Genomic DNA, 21,036 nt, shown 5'->3' on the forward strand with positions numbered 1-21,036 from the left:
CGACATGTCCGGGCGTCACGCCACGCCCCCGAAGAGCCGGCATGCGGCCGCCAAGGGCACGAGGTTCTGGCCGCTGCTGCTGTCGCTGGCCCTGGTGGCCGCCGCGGTCGGCGGCGGTCTCGCCCTGCACCGGTCGAGTGACCGCGCCGAGGGAGCCGGCACGTCGACGCCGAGTACGCCGGACATCGACCTGGCGGCACGCTCCGCGGCGGTCGATCTGGTGCTGCGGAAGCGTGCCGAGGCGGTGCTCCAGGACGACCAGGCCGCGTTCCTCGCCGACGTCGACCCGGGCAACAAGAGCCTGGTCGCCCGGCAACGCACCCTGTTCACGAACCTGCGCCAGTTCGGCTTCGCCCGCCTCGTCTACCAGCAGCTGAGCCAGCAGTACGACGAAGCAGTCAGCACCAAGCACGGCCCGTCGACGTACCTGGTCGCGGTCGCGATGACATACCAGATCCGCGGCATCGACGCCGTACCGGTGCGAGCCATGCTCGGCTACACCTTCACCGAGCGCGCGGACGGCCGCTGGATGCTGGTGTCGGACACCGACCTGGACAAGCGGCTGCCGCGCGGCTCGCACCAGGAGGCCTGGGACACCGGCGACGTGCTGGTCAAGCGCGCGTCCCGAGTCCTGGTCGTGGTCGAGAAGGGGCAGGACCAGCTCGCGACCAAACTGCTCGGCCAGGCGGCCAGCGCGGTGAAGGCAGTGAGCAAGAGCTGGCCGGGCGGCTGGACCGGCTCCGGCGTGGTGATCGCCCTCGACGACAAGGTCGTCCGCGGCGCCGACTACACCGAGCCGAAGAACGCCGAGGACGCGATCGCGATGGCGACCTGGGTCTACCGCACGCTGCCCGGCGAGGTCACCGGCGAGGGCCAGCGCGCCGACTCCTACGTCGTGGTCAACCCGCGCAACCGCACGAAGGTCGACGCCCGCACCCTCGCGCACGAGTTCACTCACGTCGCGACTGCGCCGTACGGCTCCCATGCCCCACGCTGGCTGGTCGAGGGGGCGGCGACGTACGTCGAGTTCCTGCCGATGGACGGTGCCCTCAACCTGGCGCTGGACAACTACCGGCAGGCGGTCCGGACCAAGTACCTGGCCAAGGCGACGAGCCTGCCGGCCGATGCGGTCTTCTTCCAGAGGTCCGACAGCTCGTACCCGCTGTCCTGGCTGGCCGTCGACTACCTCTTCGAGAAGTACGGCGCGACCGAGGTCGGCACGCTCTACCAGGAGATGTCGGCCCTCGGGTCTACCCAGGCCGAGCGAGACCGGATCATGCTGGAACACATCAACCTGACCGAGTCCGGCCTCTTCCAGGCTCTCAAGGCCGCTGCCGTCTGACGGCGTGTCGGTGGTGGAATCCGGGGAAGCGAGTAGGGTAGCCGGGCTGCAGCAGACGGGTACTCGGAGGATCGACCCGACGTGAGTGTGACCAACCCCAGCGCCGGGCCGCCGGGCGCTCAGGGTCCGCCGCATGGCCCTCGGCGCTGGCTGGGGTTGCTGGCGGCGGTCGCGCTCGTCTCCGGCGGCGTGGTGTACACCGTTGAAGAGCGGGAACGGGATGCCGGGGCCCGGCCCATCGCGAGCCTGACCCCCGGACCGAGCCAGTCGTCGAAGCCGTCGAAGACCGCTGCCGCGGTAGCGGCCCGCCGGGTCGCCATCGACACCATTCTGATCCGCCGCGCGCAAGCGGTGCAGACCGTCGACGAGGCGATGTTCCTGCAGGACCTCGACCCGGCGGACAAGAAGCTGCGGGCCGAGCAGAAGGTGCTGTTCGCGAACCTGGTCGAGCTCGGCTTCACCGAGCTCGGCTACAGCCAGGCCGAGGAGCGGTTCGCGCCGGACGTGGCCAAGGCGCATGGGCGGACGACGTACCTGGTCCGGGTCCTGATGCGGTACCAGATCCCCAAGGTCGACCAGGCGCCGGTCACGTCCGAGCTCGGGTACACGTTCATCAACGTGCGCGGCCGCTGGGTGCTCACCGACGACGACGATCTCGACGACGACCTCGGGCCGGGCGCGCACAAGGAGGCCTGGGACCTCGGCCGGATCGAGGTGCACCGCGGACCGCGGGTGCTGGCCGTGGTCGAGAAGGGCGACACCAAGCGCGGCCGGGCGCTCGTCACCGAGGCGACCGAGGCGCTGAACCAGGTGACCGCGTACTGGCCGCGGAAGTGGCGCGGGACGGTGCTTGTGATCGCGCTGGACGAGGTCGACGTCCGCGACGCCCGGTTCGCCGACGAGGACGTCGAGTCGGCCGCGAGCGCGGGCTCGACCTTTTCGTCGCTGCCCGGCCAGGACACCGCCGACGGAACCGTCGCGGGCGCGTACATCGTGATCAACCCGAACGAGCGCGACCGGGTCGACGAGATCCTGCTGTCGCACGAGATCACCCACGTCGCCACCGCGGATCTCGGCGGCTACGAACCCCTGTGGCTGGCCGAAGGTGCGGCCGAGTACGTGTCGTGGCGCGGGATCGAGGCGATCAGCGGCGTCGGCGAGGTCGGCAAGTGGGAGCAGGAGGTCATCGACGACGCGCTGCCGGCGCTGACCGCGCTGCCCAGTGATGCCGGCTTCTACCAGAACAGCACCGACGTGTACGGCGTCAGTTGGCTCGCGGTCCGGTTCCTCGTCCAGCGGCTCGGACTGCCGAAGGTCGAGGAACTGTACGAGGACATGGCCCGGCACGGCATCGACCAGGCGTCCCGCGACCGGATCCTGCAAGCCCGCAGCGGGCTCACCGAAGTGACGTTGTGGACGTCACTCAAGTCCTACCAACCGCAACGCTGAGTGGCGGTTTGACCTCGCGGTGTCAGAGGGGCAGTCTCGAATGATCCGTCCACTTCGAGGAGGCGCAGATGAGCCTGATGCGGAAGAAGACGATCGAGCAGTCGATCGCCGACACCGACGAGCCGGAGTACCAGCTCAAGAAACGCCTCACTGCCGTCGACCTGACGGTCTTCGGAATCGGCGTGATCATCGGCGCCGGCATCTTCACCCTGACCGGACGGGCGGCGAAAACCTACGCCGGGCCGGGGATCGCGCTCTCCTTCGTCCTCGCCGCGATCTGCTGCGCCCTGGCGGCGCTGTGCTACGCCGAGTTCTCCTCCACGGTCCCGGTGTCCGGGTCGGCGTACACGTTCTCGTACTTCTCCCTCGGTGAGATCTTCGCCTGGATCATCGGCTGGGACCTGTTGCTGGAGTTGATGCTCGGGGCAAGCGTCGTGGCCCAGGGCTGGTCGACGTACGCCGCCTTGTTCCTCGAACAGATCGGGTTGGGCTGGCCCGAGTCGATCGGGCCGGACAGCAGCGTGAACCTGCTGGCGATGCTGCTCGTGCTGGTGCTGGCGACACTGGCCACGATCGGCATCAAGGAGTCGCTGCGGGTCAACCTGGCGCTGGTGGCGGTCAAGCTGTTCGTGGTGCTGTTCGTGATCGTGGCCGGCCTGTTCTACATCCAGGGCGACAACCTGACGCCGTTCATCCCGCCCAGCGTCCCGGCCGAGAACGGGGACGTCACCATCACCACGCCGCTGTTCCAGGCGTTGTTCGGGTTCACCCCGTCGACGTTCGGGGTGATGGGCATCGTGTCCGGCGCGTCCCTGGTGTTCTTCGCGTTCATCGGGTTCGACGTGGTCGCGACCACCGCCGAGGAGGCGAAGAACCCGCAGCGCGACCTGCCCCGCGGCATCATCGGCTCGCTGGCGATCTGCACCGTGCTGTACGTGCTGGTCTGCATCGTCATCACCGGCATGATCAACTACACCGACATCAACAGCGAGGCGGCGCTGGCCGAGGCGTTCCGGTCGGTCGGCCGGCCCGGGTTCGCGACGCTGATCTCCGCGGGTGCGGTGGCCGGCCTGACCACGGTGGTGCTGACGCTGATGATCGGCGCCGCCCGGGTGGTGTTCGCGATGAGCCGCGACCACCTGATGCCGCGTGAGCTCGGCAAGACCCACGCCAAGTGGGGGACGCCGTACCGGCTGACCATCGGGATCGGCATCCTGGTCGCGATCGTGGCGGGGCTGACTCCGATCGGCAAGCTCGAGGAGATGGTGAACATCGGCACGCTGGCCGCGTTCACCATGGTGTCGATCGCGGTCCCGATCCTGCGCAAGCGCCGGCCGGACATCAAGCGCTCGTTCCGGGTGCCGGCCAGCCCGGTGATCCCGATCCTGGCCGCGGCGATCTGCGTGTACCTGATGCTGAACCTGTCGATCGAGACCTGGCTGCGGTTCGCGATCTGGATGGCGCTCGGCTTCCTGGTCTACTTCCTCTACGGCTACCGGCGCAGCCGGGTAGGCATCGAGGAGCGCACCGGCGAGAGCACCCGCGCCTGAGTCCAGGTCGGTTCTGGACCACTCCGGGGTCGGCTGGCGATAGGATCCGTCAGCCGACACCTGGAGGGGGAGACGATGAAGCACCCGCGGCGCCTGTTCGCAGGCCTGGCCGCGCTCGTGCTGGCGGGGACGTCCGGGGTGGTCGCGGTGCGCCTCCAGCAGGGCGGCTCGGTGCCCGGCAGCAGCGCGGTCGCGGTCAAGGCCACGGCGACGCCCGGCCAGCTGACCGACGCGCAGAAGGCGCAGCGGAAGGCCGCGGTCGACGCGATCCTGGCCAAGCGGTCCGCGGCGGTGCTGAAGGGTGACCTGAAGGGCTTCCTCGCGGTCGTCGACCTGAAGCAGCCGGAGCTGGTCGCGCGGCAGCGGATGCTGTTCACGAACCTGCGGAAGTTCAAGTTCACCAGCCTGAAGTACTTCCTCGACGAGGAGCGCCGGTCCCCGGAGCTGATGGCCAAGTACGGCGCGGTCGTCTTCTCGACCCGGGTGATGATGCGCTACCAGCTGTCCGACCTGGACACCAGCCCGGTGCAGACCGACCTGGGGTACGCGTTCGTGCCGCGCGGCGGCGCCTGGGTCCTGGTCGAGGACAGCGCGATCGACGAGGCCTTGAGCCCTGACGGGCACCGCCAGCCGTGGGACTTCCAGGAGATCGCGGTGATCCGGCGCGGCCGGGTGATCGTGGTGGTCGACAAGGGCGAGCAGGCGCTCGGCCAGAAGATCGCGCGGGTGTCGCAGGGCGCGGTCAACGGGGTCCGGCGGCACTGGAAGCGGTCCTGGAACGGGGCCGTGATGGTGGTCGCGATGTCGGAGCCGCGGGTGATGGCGACGCTGTGGAAGGCCGGCAGCAACTCCGGCTGGACGATCGCGGCGAAGGCGGTCTCGCTGTACGACGGCGATCCGTGGAAGCAGAAGGCGGTGCCGCCGGTGAGCAGCCGGATCGTGGTCAACCCGGAGGTCCGCAAGAAGCTGGCGGAGGACCTGCTGGTGCACGAGATGACGCACGTCGCGACCTTGCAGCTGGGGGTCCGGACGCCGATCTGGCTGGTCGAGGGGATCGCGGAGTACGTCCGGTGCGCCTCGATCGAGGACGATCCGCAGTGGTCGGTCGACCCGTACCGCAAGTCGGTCCGGACCAAGTACCTGCCGTCGATGAAGGTGCTGCCCGACCGGGCGCAGTTCGACGCCGCCGGCGACCGGTCCTACGGCCAGAGCTGGTGGATCACGTCGTACCTGGTCGACGAACTGGGCGAGAAGGGTGTAGCCGACCTCTACACCGATCTCGCCCAGCACAACACCACGCAGACCCGCTACCTGGCCATCCTCAAGAAACACACCGGCAAGACCCCAGCCCAGCTGGTGGCAGCCACCAAGCAGTTCAAGGGCTGACAGCCCCTCGGGTCAGCGGGTGGTGCCGGTGACCACGAGCATCTCGCACGGTCCGGCGAAGCCGTCGGCGCCTTCGAACTGGGTCAGTTGGTCCGTGATCTCCTGCCAGGCTGCCGCTCGGCCGGACTCGTCGAGGCCGGACAGCATCTGGTGGAGAGCGCCGAAGGACTCGCGTTCGAAGCGGACGCAGTCAGCGGCGGTGGGCAGCCGGACCGGCGACGGTACGACGTCCACGGCGATGTCGTGGAACCCGGCCGTGCTGAAGGCCTGTTCGGCGACACCCGGGCTGCCCAGGCTGAACGGACCAGGCTGGCCGGGCGCCGGCGGTGGGAGCTCGGCCCGGCGGCGGATGATGCCGACCGGAATCGAGAAGAAGCCGTTGCGGTCCGGTGTCGAGTAGACCACCGCGGAGAACTTCCCACCTGGCCGAAGCGCCCGATGGATGCCGCGCAGCGCAGCCTGCTGGTCCGGGAAGTAGATCAGGCCGACACGCGAGATGGCGGCGTCGAAGCTGCCCTCGTCGACACCCGACAAGTCCTCGCCGTCCGCCTCCAGTGTCTCGACCGTCTCCAGCCCGGCTTCGGCAGCCTGACTCTCGGCGTACCCGAGGATGGCCGGCGAGATGTCCGTCGCGAGCACCCGGCCGGTCGGTCCGGCCAGCCGTGCTGCGGCGAGCGTCTGCCCACCTGCCCCGGCGGCCACGTCCAGGACGCGTGCGCCGGCGCTGACACCGGCGGCGCGGAGCATGGCCGAGGTAGCGTCGCCGAGCCAGTCCTCGATGGTCGGCCCCCAGCGGTGCCACGCCTCCGCGGCGTCCTCCCACTGCGCGCGAGTCGTCTGCTTGTAGACCTTCGGGTCGAATGTGACGGTCATGATCCCCTCCTGTGGTGAGGGTCCCAGCGCATCAGCCGGTCGGTACGACGTACTAGTACTGGTTCTGGACCTGTCTGGTACACATCCTGGACCGGAGCGCACAATGAGCCATGCGAGACTACGGCCAGTACTGTCCGGTGGCCCTGGCGAGCGAGGTGCTGGCCGATCGCTGGACGCCCCTGATCGTGCGCGAGCTCGTGCTCGGGAGCCGGCGGTTCAACGACATCGACCGCGGTCTGCCCGGTATTTCCCGTACGTTGCTCAAACAACGCCTGAATCACCTGGAACGCAAAGGCGTGCTCGAGCTGGTCCCGGTCGCCCGCGGCCACGAGTACCAGCTCACCCCGGCGGGTCGCGACCTCGAGGGCGTGATCATGTCGATCGGGGAGTGGGCGGTGAAGTGGATGTTCAGCGAGCCGCAGCCGCGGGAGGTCGATCCAGTCACCCTGACCTGGTGGATGTCGCGGCGGGTCGACTTCGAGAAGCTGCCCGGGCAGCGGGTCACCGTGGAGTTCGAGTACCGCGGTGACGACCCGACCCGGATCTGGCTGATCCTGGACCGGCTGGAGGCCTCGGTGTGCACCGACCACCCCGGCTTCGACGCGGACGTCGTCGTCAGCACGGACCCGGTCGGCCTGATGCGCGTCTTCTCCGGCATCGTCAGCCTGACCCAGGCGACCACGGACGGGACGGTGACCCTGGCCGGCCCGCCACGGCTGCTCAAGGCGCTTCCGACCTGGTTCCTCTGGAGCCCCTTCGCCCCGGCTGTCCGGGAACGTATCGGCTGACCGAGTTGCTGGGGGCCGGAGCGGGCTTCCGGCTCCGCACCGACCCCCAGCGGATCAGGTGAGGCTCGCCACGCCCTTCGGCAGGAAGCGGGTGGAGTTGGTCTTCTCGGAGATGCCGGTGCGGTCCAGGTACGGCGTGATGCCGCCTAGGTGGAAGGGCCAGCCGGCGCCCAGGAGGAGGCAGAGGTCGATGTCCTGGGCCTCGTCCACGACGCCCTCGTCGAGCATGATGCGGATCTCCTCGGCCAAGGCGGTGAGGACCCGGGTGCGGAGCTCCTCCGGAGTCGACGGCTTGTCGCCGACGGTGACCAGCTCGGCGACGTCGGGGTCCACCACCGGCTTGCCTTCCGGCCAGACGTAGAACGAGCTCTTGCCGGTGGCAACGACCTTGGCGAGGTTCTCCGACACCGCGAACCGGTCCGGGTAGGCGCGGTTCATCGTCTCCGCCACGTGCAGCGCCACCGGCAGGCCGACGAGCTGCAGCAGCACGAACGGCGGCATCGGCAGCCCCAGCGCGGACAGCGCCTTGTCCGCCTCCGGGATCGGCGTCCCTTCGTCGACCGCCGCGCTGACCTCACCGAGGAACCGGGTCAGCAGCCGGTTCACCACGAATGCCGGCGCGTCCTTCACCAGCACGCACGACTTCTTCAGCGTCTTGCCGACCGCGAATGCCGTCGCCAGCGTCGCATCGTCGGTCTGGTCCGCCCGGATGATCTCCAGCAGCGGCAGCACAGCGACCGGGTTGAAGAAGTGGAACCCGACCACCCGCTCCGGGCGCTCCAGGTCCGCCGCCATCTCGGTCACCGACAACGACGAGGTGTTGGTCGCGAGGACGGCGTCCGGCCGGACGACCTTCTCCAGGTCGGCGAAGATCGTCTTCTTCAGCTGCAGCTCCTCGAACACGGCCTCGATCACGAAGTCCGCGTCCGCGAACACGGCCCGGTCCACCGACCCGGTCACCAGCGCCTTCAGCTGGTTGGCCTTGTCCGGCCGGATCCGGCCCTTGCCGAGCAGCTTGTCGATCTCACCGTGCACGTACCCGACCCCGCGGTCCACCCGCTCCTGGTCCAGGTCCGTGAGTACGACGGGAACCTCGAGCCGCCGGACGAACAGCAGCGCCAGCTGGCCCGCCATCAGCCCGGCGCCGACCACACCGACCTTGGTGACCGGCCGGGCCAGCGACTTGTCCGGCGCACCGGCCGGTCGCTTGGCCCGCTTGTTGACCAGGTCGAAGGCGTAGAGGCCGCTGCGCAGTTCCTCGCTCATGATCAGGTCGGCCAGCGCCTCGTCCTCGGCGGCGAACCCGCGGTCGCGGTCGTTGTCCTTGGCCGCGGCGATCAGGTCGAGGGCCCGGTACGGCGCCGGCGCCGCACCACTCACCTTGAGGTCGGCAAACGCCTTGCCGCGGGCCACCGCCGCGTCCCACGCGTCACCCCGGTCGATCTCCGCCCGCTCGACCGTGACCTCGCCGGTGAGCACCTTGCTCGCCCAGCTCAGCGACTGCTCGAGGAAGTCGGCCGAGTCCAGCAGTACGTCGCCGATGCCGAGCTTCACCGCCTCCGGCCCGCTGAGCATCTTGTTCTGGTTCAGCGCGTTCTCGACGACGACCTTGACCGCGGCGTCCGCGCCGATCAGGTTCGGCAGCAGGAAGTTGCCGCCCCAGCCCGGGATCAGGCCGAGGAAGACCTCCGGCGTCGACAGCATGCCGGCGGCGACCGAGACGGTCCGGTAGGTCGCGTGCAGCGCGACCTCGAGGCCGCCGCCGAGCGCGACGCCGTTCACGAACGCGAACGACGGCTTGCCGCCGTCGACCAGCTTGCGCATCACGCCGTGCCCGATCCGGCCCAGGTTCAGCGCCTGCTCCCGGTCGGTCAGCTTCGGCACACCGGTCAGGTCGGCGCCGGCCGCGAGGATGAACGGCTTGCCGGTGACCCCGATCGCGACGACCTCGTCGCGCGCCAGCGCCGCGTCGATCGCGGTGTTCAGCGACGCCAGGCCCTTCGGCCCGAACGTGTTCGGCTTGGTGTGGTCGTGCCCGTTGTCCAGCGTGATGAGCGCCATCGTGCCGGCCTTGTTCGGGAGGACGACGTCCCGCGAGTGCGCGAGCGTGACGACCTCGTCGGTCTCGATCGCAACCGCCTCGTCAATCAGAGCCTGCAGGTCGCTCACGCGAACACCTCGCTTCGCTCGGCGCTCGCGTGAGCGAGGCGCTGCTGTGCCTTTTGGTTCACTCGCTTGCGCTCGCTCACTGCGCGTTCCCTTCCCAGTTCGGGTTCTCCCAGATGACCGTTCCGCCCATGCCGAGGCCGACGCACATGGTGGTCAGGCCGTAGCGCACCTCGGGGCGCTGCTCGAACTGCTTGGCCAGCTGGTTCATCAGCCGGACGCCCGACGAGGCCAGCGGGTGGCCGTAGGCGATCGCGCCGCCGTAGGGGTTGACCCGCGGGTCGTCGTCGGCGATGCCGTAGTGCTCCAGGAACGCCAGCACCTGGACGGCGAACGCCTCGTTCACCTCGAAGGCCTCGATGTCGTCGATCGTCAGCCCCGCGAGCTTGAGCGCCTTCTCGGTCGCCGGGACCGGGCCGACACCCATCACCTCAGGCTCGACGCCGGCGAAGCCGTAGGACACCAGCTTCATCTTCGGCTTCAGCCCGAGCTCCGCGGCCGCCTCGGCCGACGTCAGCACGCAGGCCGTCGCGCCGTCGTTGATCCCGGCCGAGTTGCCGGCCGTGACCCGGCCGTGCGGGCGGAACGGCGTCTTCAGGCCGGCCAGGTCCTCGGTCGTCGTACCGGGACGCATCGGCTCGTCGGTGGTGGCATAGCCCCAGCCCTGCTCGGCCGAGCGGGTCGCGACCGGGACCAGGTCGGGCTGGATCAGGTCGTTGGCGTAGGCCTTGGCGGCCCTCTCCTGCGAGGCCACGGCGAACGCGTCCGCGCGCTGCTTGGTGATGGTCGGGAACCGGTCGTGCAGGTTCTCCGCGGTCGACCCCATCACCAGGGCCGAGGTGTCGACCAGCTTCTCGGAGATGATCCGCGGGTTCGGGTCGACGCCCTCGCCCATCGGGTGCCGGCCCATGTGCTCGACCCCGCCGGCCACGACCACGTCGTACGCGCCGAACGCGATCCCGGCGGCGGTGGTGGTGACGGCGGTCATCGCGCCGGCGCACATCCGGTCGATGGCGTAGCCGGGCGTGGTGTTCGGCAGGCCGGCCAGCAGGGCCGCGGTCCGGCCGATGGTCAGGCCCTGGTCGCCGATCTGGGTGGTGGCCGCGATCGCGACCTCGTCCACCCGCTCCGGCGGGAGCTCCGGGTTCCGCCGCAGCAGCTCCCGGATGCACTTGATCACCAGGTCGTCGGCGCGCGTCTCGGCGTACTGGCCCTTGGCCTTGCCGAACGGGGTGCGAACGCCGTCGACGAACACGACATCGCGGATCTCACGGGGGCTGTTCTTTCCGGGCACGGGGGCCCTCCTCTGGGGGTCGGGAAAGCTACCCCGATGCTACCCGCGGGTAACAGAACCGCCAAAGCACCCCGGGCTGTGGGGCCGCTCACAAACCACAACCGTGTGGTCACGCTGGTCGTAACCCGTGGCAAAGACCGGCGATTCGGCGCATGCTGGTGGCAGGTAGCTATGGGGAGCCGTTCTATGAACAACCTTGATCTCGCCGTACCGGTCCTGAGCCGGGGCAAGCACCGCAATCCACGCAAAGGCGCCTGCTTCATGGAGTTCGCCTCCTACCTGGCCGGCGAACCGTGGTCGGACCACCCGGCCTGCACGCACCCGCTGCTGGCGGGGGTGGCCCGGGACGTCAACGACTGCACGACGGACGCCGGCCGGTCCCGGCTGGCGCCGCTGATCCCGTCCGTGATCGGGCTGACGCCGGACGACCCGCACGTGGTGCCGCGGGTGACCGCAGTCTGCATCCAGCACGCGCTGCCGATCGTGTCCCAGGAGCGGCAGTACATCCTCGCGGTCGCGCTGCTGGTGGGGGAGCGGCACCTGGCCGCGCTGGACGGCCGGCCACTGGACGACCTCGAGCCCGCCTCGCAGGCAGCCCTGGAGTCGGTCCCCGCCGCGACCAAGTGGGCGCGGTCCTTCACCTCCCGGGCCCACCGGGGTACGCCGGACTTCGCGAAGCGGACCGCCCCACGCGCCGTGTCGTGCGCGGTGGAGGGGATCTCGCAGGCCTGCGTGCCGGACCCGGACGACCGCCTGTACAAGCTGCTCACGGCAGCGATCGACGAGTGCACGAGCTGGATGCCGAAGCCGGCACCGGCGCCCGTGCAGCCGGTGCAGCCGGTCAGCGAAGAGGCCGTGGAAGTCAGGTAAGCAACCAGTAGGCTTCACCGTGTGACTTTGGAGATCGATACCGGTTCAGGGTTGATGCCAGTCCACGAGTGGAACTCCGAGGGCGACGGACCCGGGGTGCTGCTCCTGCAGGAGATCTTCGGGGTCTCCGGCTACATCAAGCAGCGCGCCGAGGATCTCGCCGCCCTCGGGTACTACGTGATCGCGCCGGAGATCTACTGGCGGCTGGACGACACCGAGCTGGACGAGTCCGCGCCGGACCTGCTCGAAAAGGCGATGGCGCTGCTCGGCCGGCTCGACTGGGACCTGGCGGTGTCGGACTCGGTCGCCGCGCTGGAGTACCTGCGCGGCCGTGACCTCGGCACGGGGATCGTCGGATTCTGCTTCGGCGGCGGGCTCGGCTTCAACGTGGCCGCGGCGTCGCCCCCGGACGTGCTCGTGAGCTACTACGGCTCGGCCTTGCCGCAGCTGCTGGAGCTGGCCCCCAAGGTGACTGCCAAGAGCCTGCACCACTTCGGCGACGCCGACACCTATCTGAACGCCGACGACGTCATCCCCGCGCTCGGCGACGCCGAGATCCACCGCTATCCGGGCGCCGGTCACGCGTTCGACAACCCGTTGCCCGCCTTCCACCATGTCGAGGCCTCCGAGCTGGCGTGGCAGCGTACTGTCGCGTTCCTGTCCCGTGAACTTCCTACCCCCCAAGGATCCTGATGAGCCTGTACGACATCCCGCTGACCACCCTCGACGGCGCGGCCACCTCGCTCGGTGACTACAAGGGCAAGGCCGTGCTGGTGGTGAACGTCGCCTCGAAGTGCGGTCTCACCCCGCAGTACGAGGGCCTGGAGAACCTGCAGAAGACGTACGCCTCCCGCGGGTTCACGGTGGTCGGCGCGCCCTGCAACCAGTTCGGCGGCCAGGAGCCGGGCACGTCGGAGGAGATCTCCACGTTCTGCTCGACGACGTACGGCGTGACGTTCCCGCTGCTCGGCAAGCTCGAGGTCAACGGCGAGGGCCGGCACCCGCTGTACGCCGAGCTCACCCAGACGCCGGACGCCGCGGGCGAGGCCGGTGACATCCAGTGGAACTTCGAGAAGTTCCTGGTCGGCCCGGAGGGCACGGTCGTCGCCCGGTTCCGCCCCCGCACCGAGCCGGAGTCCCCGGAGGTCGTCGAGGCGATCGAGGCCCAGCTCCCGAGCTAGTCGAGCGGTTTCACCGGGGCTTCCGCCGCCATGGCGTCCGTGATGACCTCGGCTGTCAGGCCGATCTGCCACTCGCGGGCGCCGTGGTCGCGCAGGAACGCGCTGACCACGGCGAGGGTCGGGTCGGGCGGTGGCGCCCAGGCCAGGCGCCGGATCGTGTCCGGCGCCATCAGGTTCTCGGTCGGGAGGCGGTGAGCCTCGGCGATCTCGCCGACGGCGGACCGCGCTGCCGACAGGCGAGCCGCCGCGTCCGGGTCCCGATCGGCCCAGGAGCGCGCCGGCGGCGGGCCGTCGTACCGCGGTCCTTGCTTCGGGAGCTGGGACTCGGGCAGCCGTCGCGCGTGGTCGATGGCCTCCCACCACGTCCGCATGTGCCGGTGCGCGCCGCGGCCCTTGAACGCGGTCAGCCGCTGCAGCGTGTCCCGGTCGGCCGGCATCGCCGACGCGGCCTCCACGATCGCGGCGTCCGGCAGGATCCGGCCGGGGGAGATGTCCGCGGACTCCGCGATCTGGTCGCGCGCCTCCCACAGAGCCCGTACGACGGCCAGGCTGCGGCGATTGCGGACCCGGTGCATCCCCGAGGTCCGGCGCCACGGGTCCGGCTTGGGCTCGCGCGGGGGAGCGGCCAGGATCGCGGCGAACTCCTGCTCGGCCCACTCCCACTTGCCCTCGCGGCGCAGCTCGGCCTCGATCGCGTTCCGCAGCTCGATCAGCATCTCGACGTCGAGCGCGGCGTAGATCAGCCACGGCCCGGGCAGCGGGCGGGTAGACCAGTCGGCCGCCGAGTGCTCCTTGCGCATCCGGTAGCCGAGCACCTCGCTGACCAGCGAGGCGAGGCCGACCTTCGGGTACCCGAGCAGGCGGCCGGCCAGCTCGGTGTCGAACACCTTCCGCGGCACCATCCCGACCTCGGCCAGGCAGGCCAGGTCCTGGTTCGCGGCGTGGATGATCCACTCCGCGTCGACGATCGCGTCGCCGAGCGTGGACAGGTCGCCGAACGGGATCGGGTCGACCAGGGCCGAGCCGGCGCCTTCGCGGCGGAGCTGGACCAGGTACGCGCGGTGCGAGTACCGGTAGCCGGAGGCGCGCTCGGCGTCGACGGCGACCGGGCCGGTCCCGGACCGGAACGCCTCGACCACCCCGGTCAGCGCGGGATCGGTGTCGACGACCTCGGAGAGGCCGTCACGGAGTTCGAGCAGTGGCAGGTGCGCGGTCGGGTCGTCCGGTACGGGCGACTGCTGGGTCTCGGCTGGGCTCATCGGCCCCGCTGTCCACGCCGGGTCGGCATCGCCACCACCCCCGGCGGCACTGGCGGCAGTCCGGCCGCCGTGCAGAGCACCTCACCCCATGCCTCTGCGTGCCTGGTCACGTCCACAGTGCCGGTGCCACCAGGCCCCGGCACCGGACTCCAGGACGCGCGGATCTCGATCTCCGCCGTCGCGTCGTCGTCGGCCATACCGCCGAAGCTTTCCGATACCACCCTGGTGACGGTACCGCTCGGGGCCAGGAAGTCCGCACCCCGGTCGGTCAGCGCCTCCATCAGCCAGGTCCAGCCCACGCCGCCGAGCAGCGCGTCGGTCACCATCTCCGGCTCGACGGCTGCACGCACGTACGCGACACAGCGGAAGGTCGACTGCCAGGCGTCGTTCCCGTCCGGGTCGTAGAGGATGACGAGCCGGCCGGTGGCGATGTCGTCGCCGTCGACCGTCACGTCGGCGCTGACCGCGGCCGCGTGCGGTGCGATCCGCTGCGGCGCGGGCATCTCCTCGACGAATACCTCGGGCCGGAACCGGGCACTGCGTAACTGCGACACTGCCTCGGCGAACTCCGCGGGTGGCGCGTCGACCTGCTTGCGGGCACCCATGCTTCGCAGCCTACGACTGATTACTCACCGACGCTGGTCTCGACGCGCCGGTAGCTGTGCGCGACGGCCGCTCACAGGCCCGGAAACCGGGCGTGGGATCATCGATGTGTGCCCCCGACACCGTCCGCTGCGCTCGCCCGATCTCCCTTCCTGCTGGCGGCCCGGGGGGAACCCGGTCCACACACGCCGGTGTGGTTCATGCGGCAGGCCGGCCGCTCGCTGCCGGAGTACCGCGCGGTCCGCGAGGGCACCACGATGCTCGAGTCCTGCATGCGGCCCGACCTGGTTGTCGAGATAACGCTGCAGCCGGTACGCCGTTACGGCGTCGACGCGGCGATCTTCTACTCCGACATCGTGCTCCCGCTGAAGTCGGTCGGCTTCGACATCGAGATCAAGCCCGGCGTCGGCCCGGTCGTCGCCGCCCCGGTCCGGGACGCGGCCGGCCTGGAGGCGGTCCGCCCGGTCACCCACGCCGACGTGCCGTACACCACGGACTCGGTGAAGCAGTTGGTCTCGGAGCTGGGCGGCACGCCGCTGATCGGGTTCGCGGGCGCTCCGTTCACGGTGGCGTCGTACCTGGTCGAGGGTGGGCCGAGCAAGGACCACGCGAAGACGAAGGCGCTGATGCACAGCGACCCTGCGCTCTGGCACGCGCTCGCGGACCGGCTGGCCGACGTGGCGATCGCGTACCTGTCGGTGCAGGTCGAGGCCGGTGCGTCCGCGATCCAGCTGTTCGACTCGTGGGCGGGCGGGCTGTCGCCGCGGGACTACGAGCAGTTCGTGGCTCCGCACTCGGCGAAGGTGTTCGAGGCGCTCGCGCCGTACGGCGTGCCCCGGATCCACTTCGGCGTGAACACCGGCGAGCTGCTCGGCCACATGAGCAACGTCGGCGCGGACGTCGTCGGCGTGGACTGGCGGGTGCCGCTGGACGAGGCGGTACGGCGGATCCAGGCGGCCGGATCGCGGCCGAAGCCGGTGCAGGGCAACCTGGACCCGGCGCTGCTCTTCGCCGGCTGGGACGCGCTCGAGCCTGAGATCGACCGGATCCTCGCGGAGGGCAAGGCGGCGCCCGGTCACATCTTCAACCTCGGTCACGGGGTGCCGCCGGACGCCGATCCCGAGGTGCTGCACCGGATCGTCCGACACGTTCAGACGAAGTCCGCCCGTGTACCTGCCTGACCACGACGTGGCGCTGGAGCGCCTGACGGATGCACACGCCGAGGCCGTGCTCGCCTTCGAGCGGGAGAACCGCGCGTACTTCGCGCTGTCGATCGCGGATCGGGGCGACGCGTACTTCGAGGAGTTCGCAGTCCGGCACGCGGCGCTGCTGGCCGAGCAGGAGGCCGGGATCTGCCGGTTCCACGTGCTCGTCGACGCCACCGGCGCGGTGGTCGGGCGGGTGAACCTCGTCGACCTCGAGAACGGGTCCGCAGAGCTCGGCTACCGGATCGCGGAGAAGGCCGCCGGGAAAGGCTTGGCCACGGCCGCGGTGCGGGCGCTCGCCAGGATCGCCGCGTCGGACTACGGGCTGACCACCCTGCGAGCCGGGACGAACGTCAGCAACCTCGCGTCGCAGGCCGTGCTGACGCGGGCGGGCTTCCGCCAGGTCAGTGCGGAGGGGGACCAGAAGACGTACGAGTTGAGGCTGGAGGACGCGTGAGTTCGGTGGTCGTGGTCGGTGGCGGGATCAGCGGGCTGGCCGCGGCCCATGCGCTGGCGACCGGGCCGAATCCGCCGCGGATCACCGTCCTGGAGGGCTCGCCCCGGCTGGGCGGCAAGCTGGCAGGCGACGTGCTCGAAGGCGTCCCGGTCGACCTGGGCGCCGAGTCCGTGCTCGCCCGACGCCCGGAGGCGGTCGACCTGATCAAGGCGGTCGGCCTCGGCGACGAGTTGGTACACCCGGCGACCACCTCGGCCGGACTGTGGATCGGCGACCGGATCCGGGCGATCCCGCCGACCGTGATGGGTGTCCCCGTCGATCCGGCTGCGACGACCGACGTGCTGGGCGCCTCCGCGTCCGAGCAGGTCGCGCACGAGGCAGAGTTGCCGGCGCCTGCGCTGACCGAGGACGTCGCGATCGGGCGGTTCGTCGCCGAGCGGATGGGCTCGGCGGTGACCGACAAGCTGATCGACCCGCTGCTCGGCGGCGTGTACGCCGGGAGGGCCGAGGAGATCTCGCTCGCGGCCGCCGTACCCGAGCTGTTCGCGAAGCTGCGGACCGCGCCGAGTCTGCTCGCGGCGACAGCCGAGCTCCGTGAGGCCGGCCAGAAGCGCGCGGGCCAACCGGTGTTCGCCGGCATCGTCGGCGGCATCAACCGGTTGATCGGCGCACTGGAGCAGGATCTGACTACTCGGGGCGTCGACATCCGCCGGAAGCTCGCGGTTCGCAAGATCACCCGGGACGCCGACGGCTACGCGCTCGAGGCGGGCCCGGTGCCGGCGCCGACGTACCTGACCGCGGACTCGGTGATCGTCGCCGTACCCGCGGCGCCGGCGGCGCGGATGCTCGCGGAGTTGGTGCCGGTCGCGTCGGCTGAGTTGGCGTCGATCGAGTACGCCAGCATGGCGATCGTGACGCTGGCCGTGCGTAAGCAGGACTGGCCGACTGATGCGGTCGGCTCCGGCTTCCTGGTGCCGTCTGTGGAAGGGCGGACGATCAAGGCGTCGACGTACTCGCACGCGAAGTGGCAGTGGTCGAGTGAGGCCGGGGGAGAGCTGGCGGTGCTCCGGGCATCGGTCGGGCGGCTGGGGGAGGAGTACGTGCTGCAGCGGTCCGACGAGGAGCTGGTGGAGCTGGCTACTGCGGACCTGCGGCGCGCTATGGGGCTGCAGGCGCCCGTAGTCGGCTCACTGGTGACCCGGTGGGGCGGTGGCCTTCCGCAGTACGCAGTGGGGCATCTGGACCGTGTGGACCGCGTGGAGGCGGCAGTCGCGGCTGAGCCCGGGCTGGCTGTGTGCGGAGCGGCGTACCGAGGTGTGGGGATCGCTGCGTGCGTGGCCTCCGGCAGCAAAGCGGCGACCCGGGTGCAGGGCCATCTCCACACATTGGAGACAATGGCTCCGTGACGGAGAAGCCGAAGGCGCGTGAGCTGAACAATGTGATCCGGTACACCATGTGGTCGGTCTTCAAAGTGGAGACCCCGCTGGGCGACGTGGACCGCGACGAGCTGACCGCCGAGCTGTCGGACCTGATCGGGAAGCTGTCGGCCGACGACGTCGTGATCCGCGGGATCTACGACGTCGAGGGGTTCCGGGCGGACGCGGACTTCATGATCTGGTGGCACGCGCCGACGTCGGACGCCCTGCAGAAGGCGTACCACGCGCTGCGCCGGTCGCGGCTCGGGCGGCACCTGGCGCCGATCTGGTCGCAGCTCGCGCTGCACCGGCCGGCCGAGTTCAACAAGAGCCACATCCCGGCCTTCCTCGCCGACGAGGAGCCGCGGGCGTACGTGTGCGTGTACCCGTTCGTGCGGTCCTACGAGTGGTACCTGTTGCCGGACGAGGAGCGCCGGGCGATGCTGGCCGAGCACGGCAAGATGGCCCGCGGGTACCCCGACGTCCGGGCGAACACGGTGGCCTCGTTCGCGCTCGGCGACTACGAGTGGATGCTGGCCTTCGAGGCCGACGAGCTGCACCGGATGGTCGACCTGATGCGCGACCTGCGTGCGTCCACGGCCCGCCGGCACGTGCGCGAGGAAGTGCCGTTCTACACCGGTAAGCGGACCGAGCTCGGCGAGCTGGTCGCCAACCTGGCTTGACGGGCATGCACCGCAAGGCGTTCCCGGTGCTGTACGTCTCCGACGTGCGCCGGTCGGTCGAGTTCTACACGCTGCTCGGCTACGAACCGACGTACCAGTTCCCGCTCGAGGGCGACCCGCACTACGTCGGCCTCGAGCGCGGCGACTCCTCGCTCGGCCTGTCCGACGCCAACTGGCCGGAGGCCCAGCTCGGCATCACCGTCGGTACGGCGCCGCGCTTCGAGCTCTTCGTGTACGTCGACAACGTCGACGCCGAGGTGGAGACCTTCCGGACCGCCGGTCACGCCGTGTTGCAGGAGCCGGCCACCATGCCCTGGGGCGAACGCCAGGCCTACATCGCCGACCCGGAGGGCAACCCGGTCGCCCTCGCCACCCCGATGTAGCTGCCCGATCTAGCTGCCCGGCCGCTGCAGCAGGTAGTCCTCGGCGCGCATCGAGGTCGGCTCCTTCACGTCCTCCGGGAGCAACTCGCGCAGGTCGCGCTCGGTCAGGCTGTCCGGGTCGCGCTCGGACAGCCGGGTCGCCTGGTTGGCGATGGCCTCCTCCAGCACGTTCCGGATGAACCGGCCGTTGCCGAAGTTGTGGCCGCGCGGCGCGGGCGGGATGACCTGGCGGACCACGTCCAGCACGTCGTCGGTGTAGAGCATGCCGCGCTGCCGGGCCTGCAGCTCGAAGATGGCGACCAGCTGGTCGTTGTCGTACTCGCTGAACGACAGCAGCTTCGGGAACCGCGACGCCAGCCCGGTGTTGGACTCCATGAACCGCTGCATCTCGCGGTGGTACCCGGCGACGATCACGACGCACTCGTCGCGGTGGTCCTCCATCAGCTTCAGGATGGTCGCGACCGCCTCCAGGCCGAAGTCCCCGGGGCTGTTCTCCGGCACCAGCGTGTAGGCCTCGTCGACGAACAGCACCCCGCCGAGCGCCTCGCGGAACTTCGCCGCGGTCAGCGGTGCGGTGGTGCCGACTGTGGATCCGACCAGGTCGGACCGGTCGACCTCGACCACGTGACCCTTCTCGAGCACGCCGAGCTGGTTGTAGATCCGGCCGACCAGTCGGGCGATCGTGGTCTTGGCGGTACCGGGCTTGCCGACGAACACCATGTGCCGGGCGCGCTCGTGGCTCGGCAGGCCGAGCTCCTTGCGGCGCAGGTTGGTCTTGATCTCGGCCACCATCCGGCGGACCGCTTCCTTGATCGACTCCAGCCCGATCAGCGAGTCGAGCTCGGCAAGCGGGTTGTGGCTGAGGTCGACCGGCTTCGGGAGCGCCGGCTCTTCGGACTCCGGCGTCTCGACCCGAGTCAGCGGGAGCACCTTGGCCAGCGGCTCGGGCTTGACGGCCGGCCGGCGCTCGCGGTCGAGGACCCGGAAGAACGCGTCCAGGTCCGGGACCTGCGGCTCCGGCCACGGCGCGTCCGCGAGCACGCCGGACAGGTGGAGCGACACGCGGGTGGCCGCGGCGGCCCAGGACCGCGCGAGCTCCCGCTGATTGCCGCGTACGGCGCGGGCCAGCCACTCGGTGTTGGCGGCCACCCACGCCTGCGGGTCGAAGCCGCTTCGGATCTCGGCAAGCGCCTTCTCCACGTCGTGAGCCGCGGGGCCGAGGATCTGGGCGACGGCCGGCGGAAGACCGCCCAGACCGGCGCTCAGGACCAGTGGGGACAACAATTGGGCGAAGTCGCCGGTCTCGGCGTCAGGCATCGCCATCAGCAGCTTGGCGTGCGCGTCCCGCAGCGAGTTGACCGAGTACCGCAAGGCCGCCGAGGGGCCGGCCAGCTCCGGCAGCACCGCGCGCTCGGTGTCCGTCAGCGCGGAAGTCCGCCAGAACTGCAGGATCGTCTCGTAGTCCGCGGTCGCATGCATCCGGGCGTTCTCGCGGTCGGCCAGCACGCGGTCGAGCGCTGCGGTCAGAGCCCGGGCGCGGACGGCCATCGGCGGCGCGTCGACGAACTGGGTCACCACGTCCCGGGTCAGCTTGAGTGCTTGCCGCCGGCCCTCTTCACGGAAGCCCCGGACACCTGACACGACCTGCAGTGGCCAGTCGGTGGCGGCGTACCGGACCACGTACCCGGCGCCGCCGAAGCGGTACGTCGGCCGGTAGAAGTCGCGGGCTAGCTCGGTGCCGATGTCGGCGTACTCGCCGTGCAGCACCGGGATCCACCCGGTCAGCAGCGGCGCGACCTGATGGGTGAACCACACCGGCGCGGGCGTGCCGTTCACGAACCCCGGGAACGCGTCCGCCCGCAGCGGCCGCAACGTGTTCGGGTCGTCGCCCCAGGCGCGCAGCTGCCGCCGGACCCGGGCCACCCAGTCGGCCGGCACCTCCCACGCCTGATCGGCGGCGAGTACGTCGAGAACCCGTCGCCCGCGGGTGTCGTCAGCCACGCAAAACCCTTTCACCCGTCCCGGCATCTGGCTGGCCGAGTCTAGTCCGTCACCGGCCGATCACCGGGGGCAGGCGGGGCCTGCGAATGATCACCCCTGCCTTCACGGCGCGTACCTGGTGTTCACGTGTT

The 21,036-nt window shown here is 70.3% G+C and carries 19 protein-coding genes; 13 read left to right on the top strand and 6 right to left on the bottom strand.

Annotation, left to right across the window (positions count from 1 at the left end; genetic code table 11):
• The first annotated feature begins 4 nt into the window (after positions 1-4).
• From ACIBGM_RS20840 to ACIBGM_RS20855, 4 genes are all read left to right on the top strand, one after another.
• Entirely contained in the window at positions 5-1,342 is a 1,338-nt protein-coding gene (locus ACIBGM_RS20840; protein WP_360536140.1) for a hypothetical protein, read from the top strand.
• An 81-nt stretch (positions 1,343-1,423) separates the two neighbouring features.
• The gene (locus ACIBGM_RS20845; protein ID WP_396386481.1) at positions 1,424-2,791 is read left to right on the top strand and encodes a hypothetical protein; all 1,368 of its coding nucleotides are present in this window, start codon (positions 1,424-1,426) and stop codon (positions 2,789-2,791) included.
• Between the two features lie 68 nt (positions 2,792-2,859).
• Complete coding sequence (locus ACIBGM_RS20850; protein WP_360536136.1) at positions 2,860-4,341, top strand: amino acid permease; 1,482 nt, start codon at positions 2,860-2,862, stop codon at positions 4,339-4,341.
• Positions 4,342-4,416: 75 nt separating this feature from the next.
• Complete coding sequence (locus ACIBGM_RS20855) at positions 4,417-5,727, top strand: peptidase MA family metallohydrolase (RefSeq protein WP_360536134.1); 1,311 nt, start codon at positions 4,417-4,419, stop codon at positions 5,725-5,727.
• Between the two features lie 12 nt (positions 5,728-5,739).
• Here ACIBGM_RS20855 and ACIBGM_RS20860 read toward each other — a convergent pair whose 3' ends face one another.
• Complete coding sequence (locus ACIBGM_RS20860; RefSeq protein ID WP_396386482.1) at positions 5,740-6,600, bottom strand: class I SAM-dependent methyltransferase; 861 nt, start codon at positions 6,598-6,600, stop codon at positions 5,740-5,742.
• Between the two features lie 110 nt (positions 6,601-6,710).
• Here ACIBGM_RS20860 and ACIBGM_RS20865 point away from each other — a divergent pair, with 110 nt between their 5' ends.
• Positions 6,711-7,388 (top strand): helix-turn-helix domain-containing protein, encoded by a 678-nt coding sequence (locus tag ACIBGM_RS20865; protein WP_360536130.1) that lies wholly within the window; start codon positions 6,711-6,713, stop codon positions 7,386-7,388.
• A 54-nt stretch (positions 7,389-7,442) separates the two neighbouring features.
• Here ACIBGM_RS20865 and ACIBGM_RS20870 read toward each other — a convergent pair whose 3' ends face one another.
• Both ACIBGM_RS20870 and ACIBGM_RS20875 read right to left on the bottom strand, forming a co-directional pair.
• Positions 7,443-9,557, bottom strand: a complete 2,115-nt coding sequence (locus ACIBGM_RS20870; protein WP_396386483.1) for a 3-hydroxyacyl-CoA dehydrogenase NAD-binding domain-containing protein — start codon at positions 9,555-9,557, stop codon at positions 7,443-7,445.
• Between the two features lie 76 nt (positions 9,558-9,633).
• On the bottom strand, positions 9,634-10,848 hold the full coding sequence (locus ACIBGM_RS20875) for an acetyl-CoA C-acyltransferase (RefSeq protein ID WP_360536126.1): 1,215 nt from the start codon (positions 10,846-10,848) through the stop codon (positions 9,634-9,636).
• Positions 10,849-11,034: 186 nt separating this feature from the next.
• Between ACIBGM_RS20875 and ACIBGM_RS20880 the strand changes: the two genes are divergently transcribed.
• Genes ACIBGM_RS20880 through ACIBGM_RS20890 form a run of 3 tightly spaced genes read left to right on the top strand, consistent with a single transcriptional unit; the run spans position 11,035 to position 12,899 of the window.
• On the top strand, positions 11,035-11,718 hold the full coding sequence (locus ACIBGM_RS20880; protein WP_360536124.1) for a hypothetical protein: 684 nt from the start codon (positions 11,035-11,037) through the stop codon (positions 11,716-11,718).
• A 54-nt stretch (positions 11,719-11,772) separates the two neighbouring features.
• Positions 11,773-12,411, top strand: a complete 639-nt coding sequence (locus ACIBGM_RS20885; RefSeq protein ID WP_396386484.1) for a dienelactone hydrolase family protein — start codon at positions 11,773-11,775, stop codon at positions 12,409-12,411.
• Positions 12,411-12,899 carry a glutathione peroxidase gene (locus ACIBGM_RS20890; RefSeq protein WP_396386485.1) on the top strand — a complete coding sequence of 163 codons (489 nt, stop codon included), beginning with the start codon at positions 12,411-12,413 and terminating at the stop codon, positions 12,897-12,899. Before ACIBGM_RS20885 ends, ACIBGM_RS20890 begins: the two co-directional genes overlap by 1 nt.
• On the opposite strand, the gene ACIBGM_RS20895 is transcribed toward ACIBGM_RS20890, so the two are convergent.
• Both ACIBGM_RS20895 and ACIBGM_RS20900 read right to left on the bottom strand, forming a co-directional pair.
• Positions 12,896-14,158, bottom strand: coding sequence for an HRDC domain-containing protein (locus ACIBGM_RS20895; protein ID WP_360536118.1), 1,263 nt, complete (start codon positions 14,156-14,158; stop codon positions 12,896-12,898). The genes ACIBGM_RS20890 and ACIBGM_RS20895 overlap by 4 nt on opposite strands.
• Positions 14,155-14,763 carry a DUF3000 domain-containing protein gene (locus tag ACIBGM_RS20900; RefSeq protein WP_360536116.1) on the bottom strand — a complete coding sequence of 203 codons (609 nt, stop codon included), beginning with the start codon at positions 14,761-14,763 and terminating at the stop codon, positions 14,155-14,157. Before ACIBGM_RS20900 ends, ACIBGM_RS20895 begins: the two co-directional genes overlap by 4 nt.
• Before the next feature lie 108 nt (positions 14,764-14,871).
• Between ACIBGM_RS20900 and hemE the strand changes: the two genes are divergently transcribed.
• Genes hemE through ACIBGM_RS20925 form a run of 5 tightly spaced genes read left to right on the top strand, consistent with a single transcriptional unit; the run spans position 14,872 to position 18,904 of the window.
• Positions 14,872-15,942, top strand: coding sequence for a uroporphyrinogen decarboxylase (gene hemE, locus ACIBGM_RS20905; RefSeq protein ID WP_396386486.1), 1,071 nt, complete (start codon positions 14,872-14,874; stop codon positions 15,940-15,942).
• Positions 15,929-16,423, top strand: a complete 495-nt coding sequence (locus ACIBGM_RS20910; protein WP_360536113.1) for a GNAT family N-acetyltransferase — start codon at positions 15,929-15,931, stop codon at positions 16,421-16,423. The genes hemE and ACIBGM_RS20910 overlap by 14 nt, the downstream gene beginning before the upstream one ends.
• On the top strand, positions 16,420-17,829 hold the full coding sequence (hemG, locus tag ACIBGM_RS20915) for a protoporphyrinogen oxidase (protein WP_396386487.1): 1,410 nt from the start codon (positions 16,420-16,422) through the stop codon (positions 17,827-17,829). Before ACIBGM_RS20910 ends, hemG begins: the two co-directional genes overlap by 4 nt.
• Complete coding sequence (hemQ, locus tag ACIBGM_RS20920) at positions 17,826-18,521, top strand: hydrogen peroxide-dependent heme synthase (protein WP_396352756.1); 696 nt, start codon at positions 17,826-17,828, stop codon at positions 18,519-18,521. Before hemG ends, hemQ begins: the two co-directional genes overlap by 4 nt.
• A gap of 5 nt (positions 18,522-18,526) precedes the next feature.
• A complete protein-coding gene (locus ACIBGM_RS20925) occupies positions 18,527-18,904 on the top strand; it encodes a VOC family protein (protein ID WP_396386488.1) in 378 nt (125 codons plus the stop codon).
• Positions 18,905-18,913: 9 nt separating this feature from the next.
• On the opposite strand, the gene ACIBGM_RS20930 is transcribed toward ACIBGM_RS20925, so the two are convergent.
• The gene (locus ACIBGM_RS20930) at positions 18,914-20,905 is read right to left on the bottom strand and encodes an AAA family ATPase (protein ID WP_396386489.1); all 1,992 of its coding nucleotides are present in this window, start codon (positions 20,903-20,905) and stop codon (positions 18,914-18,916) included.
• Between the last annotated feature and the right edge of the window lie 131 nt (positions 20,906-21,036).

Origin of the sequence: Kribbella sp. NPDC050470 (assembly GCF_044458365.1) — a bacterium.
GTDB lineage: Bacteria > Actinomycetota > Actinomycetes > Propionibacteriales > Kribbellaceae > Kribbella.

Excerpts from the sequence above, each read along its gene's own strand:
- ACIBGM_RS20840 (WP_360536140.1), top strand. The coding sequence starts at position 5 with ATGTCCGGGCGTCACGCCACGCCCCCGAAGAGCCGGCATGCGGCCGCC.
- ACIBGM_RS20850 (WP_360536136.1), top strand. The coding sequence starts at position 2,860 with ATGAGCCTGATGCGGAAGAAGACGATCGAGCAGTCGATCGCCGACACC.
- ACIBGM_RS20855 (WP_360536134.1), top strand. The coding sequence starts at position 4,417 with ATGAAGCACCCGCGGCGCCTGTTCGCAGGCCTGGCCGCGCTCGTGCTG.
- ACIBGM_RS20860 (WP_396386482.1), bottom strand. The coding sequence starts at position 6,600 with ATGACCGTCACATTCGACCCGAAGGTCTACAAGCAGACGACTCGCGCG.
- ACIBGM_RS20865 (WP_360536130.1), top strand. The coding sequence starts at position 6,711 with ATGCGAGACTACGGCCAGTACTGTCCGGTGGCCCTGGCGAGCGAGGTG.
- ACIBGM_RS20880 (WP_360536124.1), top strand. The coding sequence starts at position 11,035 with ATGAACAACCTTGATCTCGCCGTACCGGTCCTGAGCCGGGGCAAGCAC.
- ACIBGM_RS20885 (WP_396386484.1), top strand. The coding sequence starts at position 11,773 with ATGCCAGTCCACGAGTGGAACTCCGAGGGCGACGGACCCGGGGTGCTG.
- ACIBGM_RS20890 (WP_396386485.1), top strand. The coding sequence starts at position 12,411 with ATGAGCCTGTACGACATCCCGCTGACCACCCTCGACGGCGCGGCCACC.
- ACIBGM_RS20895 (WP_360536118.1), bottom strand. The coding sequence starts at position 14,158 with ATGAGCCCAGCCGAGACCCAGCAGTCGCCCGTACCGGACGACCCGACC.
- ACIBGM_RS20900 (WP_360536116.1), bottom strand. The coding sequence starts at position 14,763 with ATGGGTGCCCGCAAGCAGGTCGACGCGCCACCCGCGGAGTTCGCCGAG.
- ACIBGM_RS20925 (WP_396386488.1), top strand. The coding sequence starts at position 18,527 with ATGCACCGCAAGGCGTTCCCGGTGCTGTACGTCTCCGACGTGCGCCGG.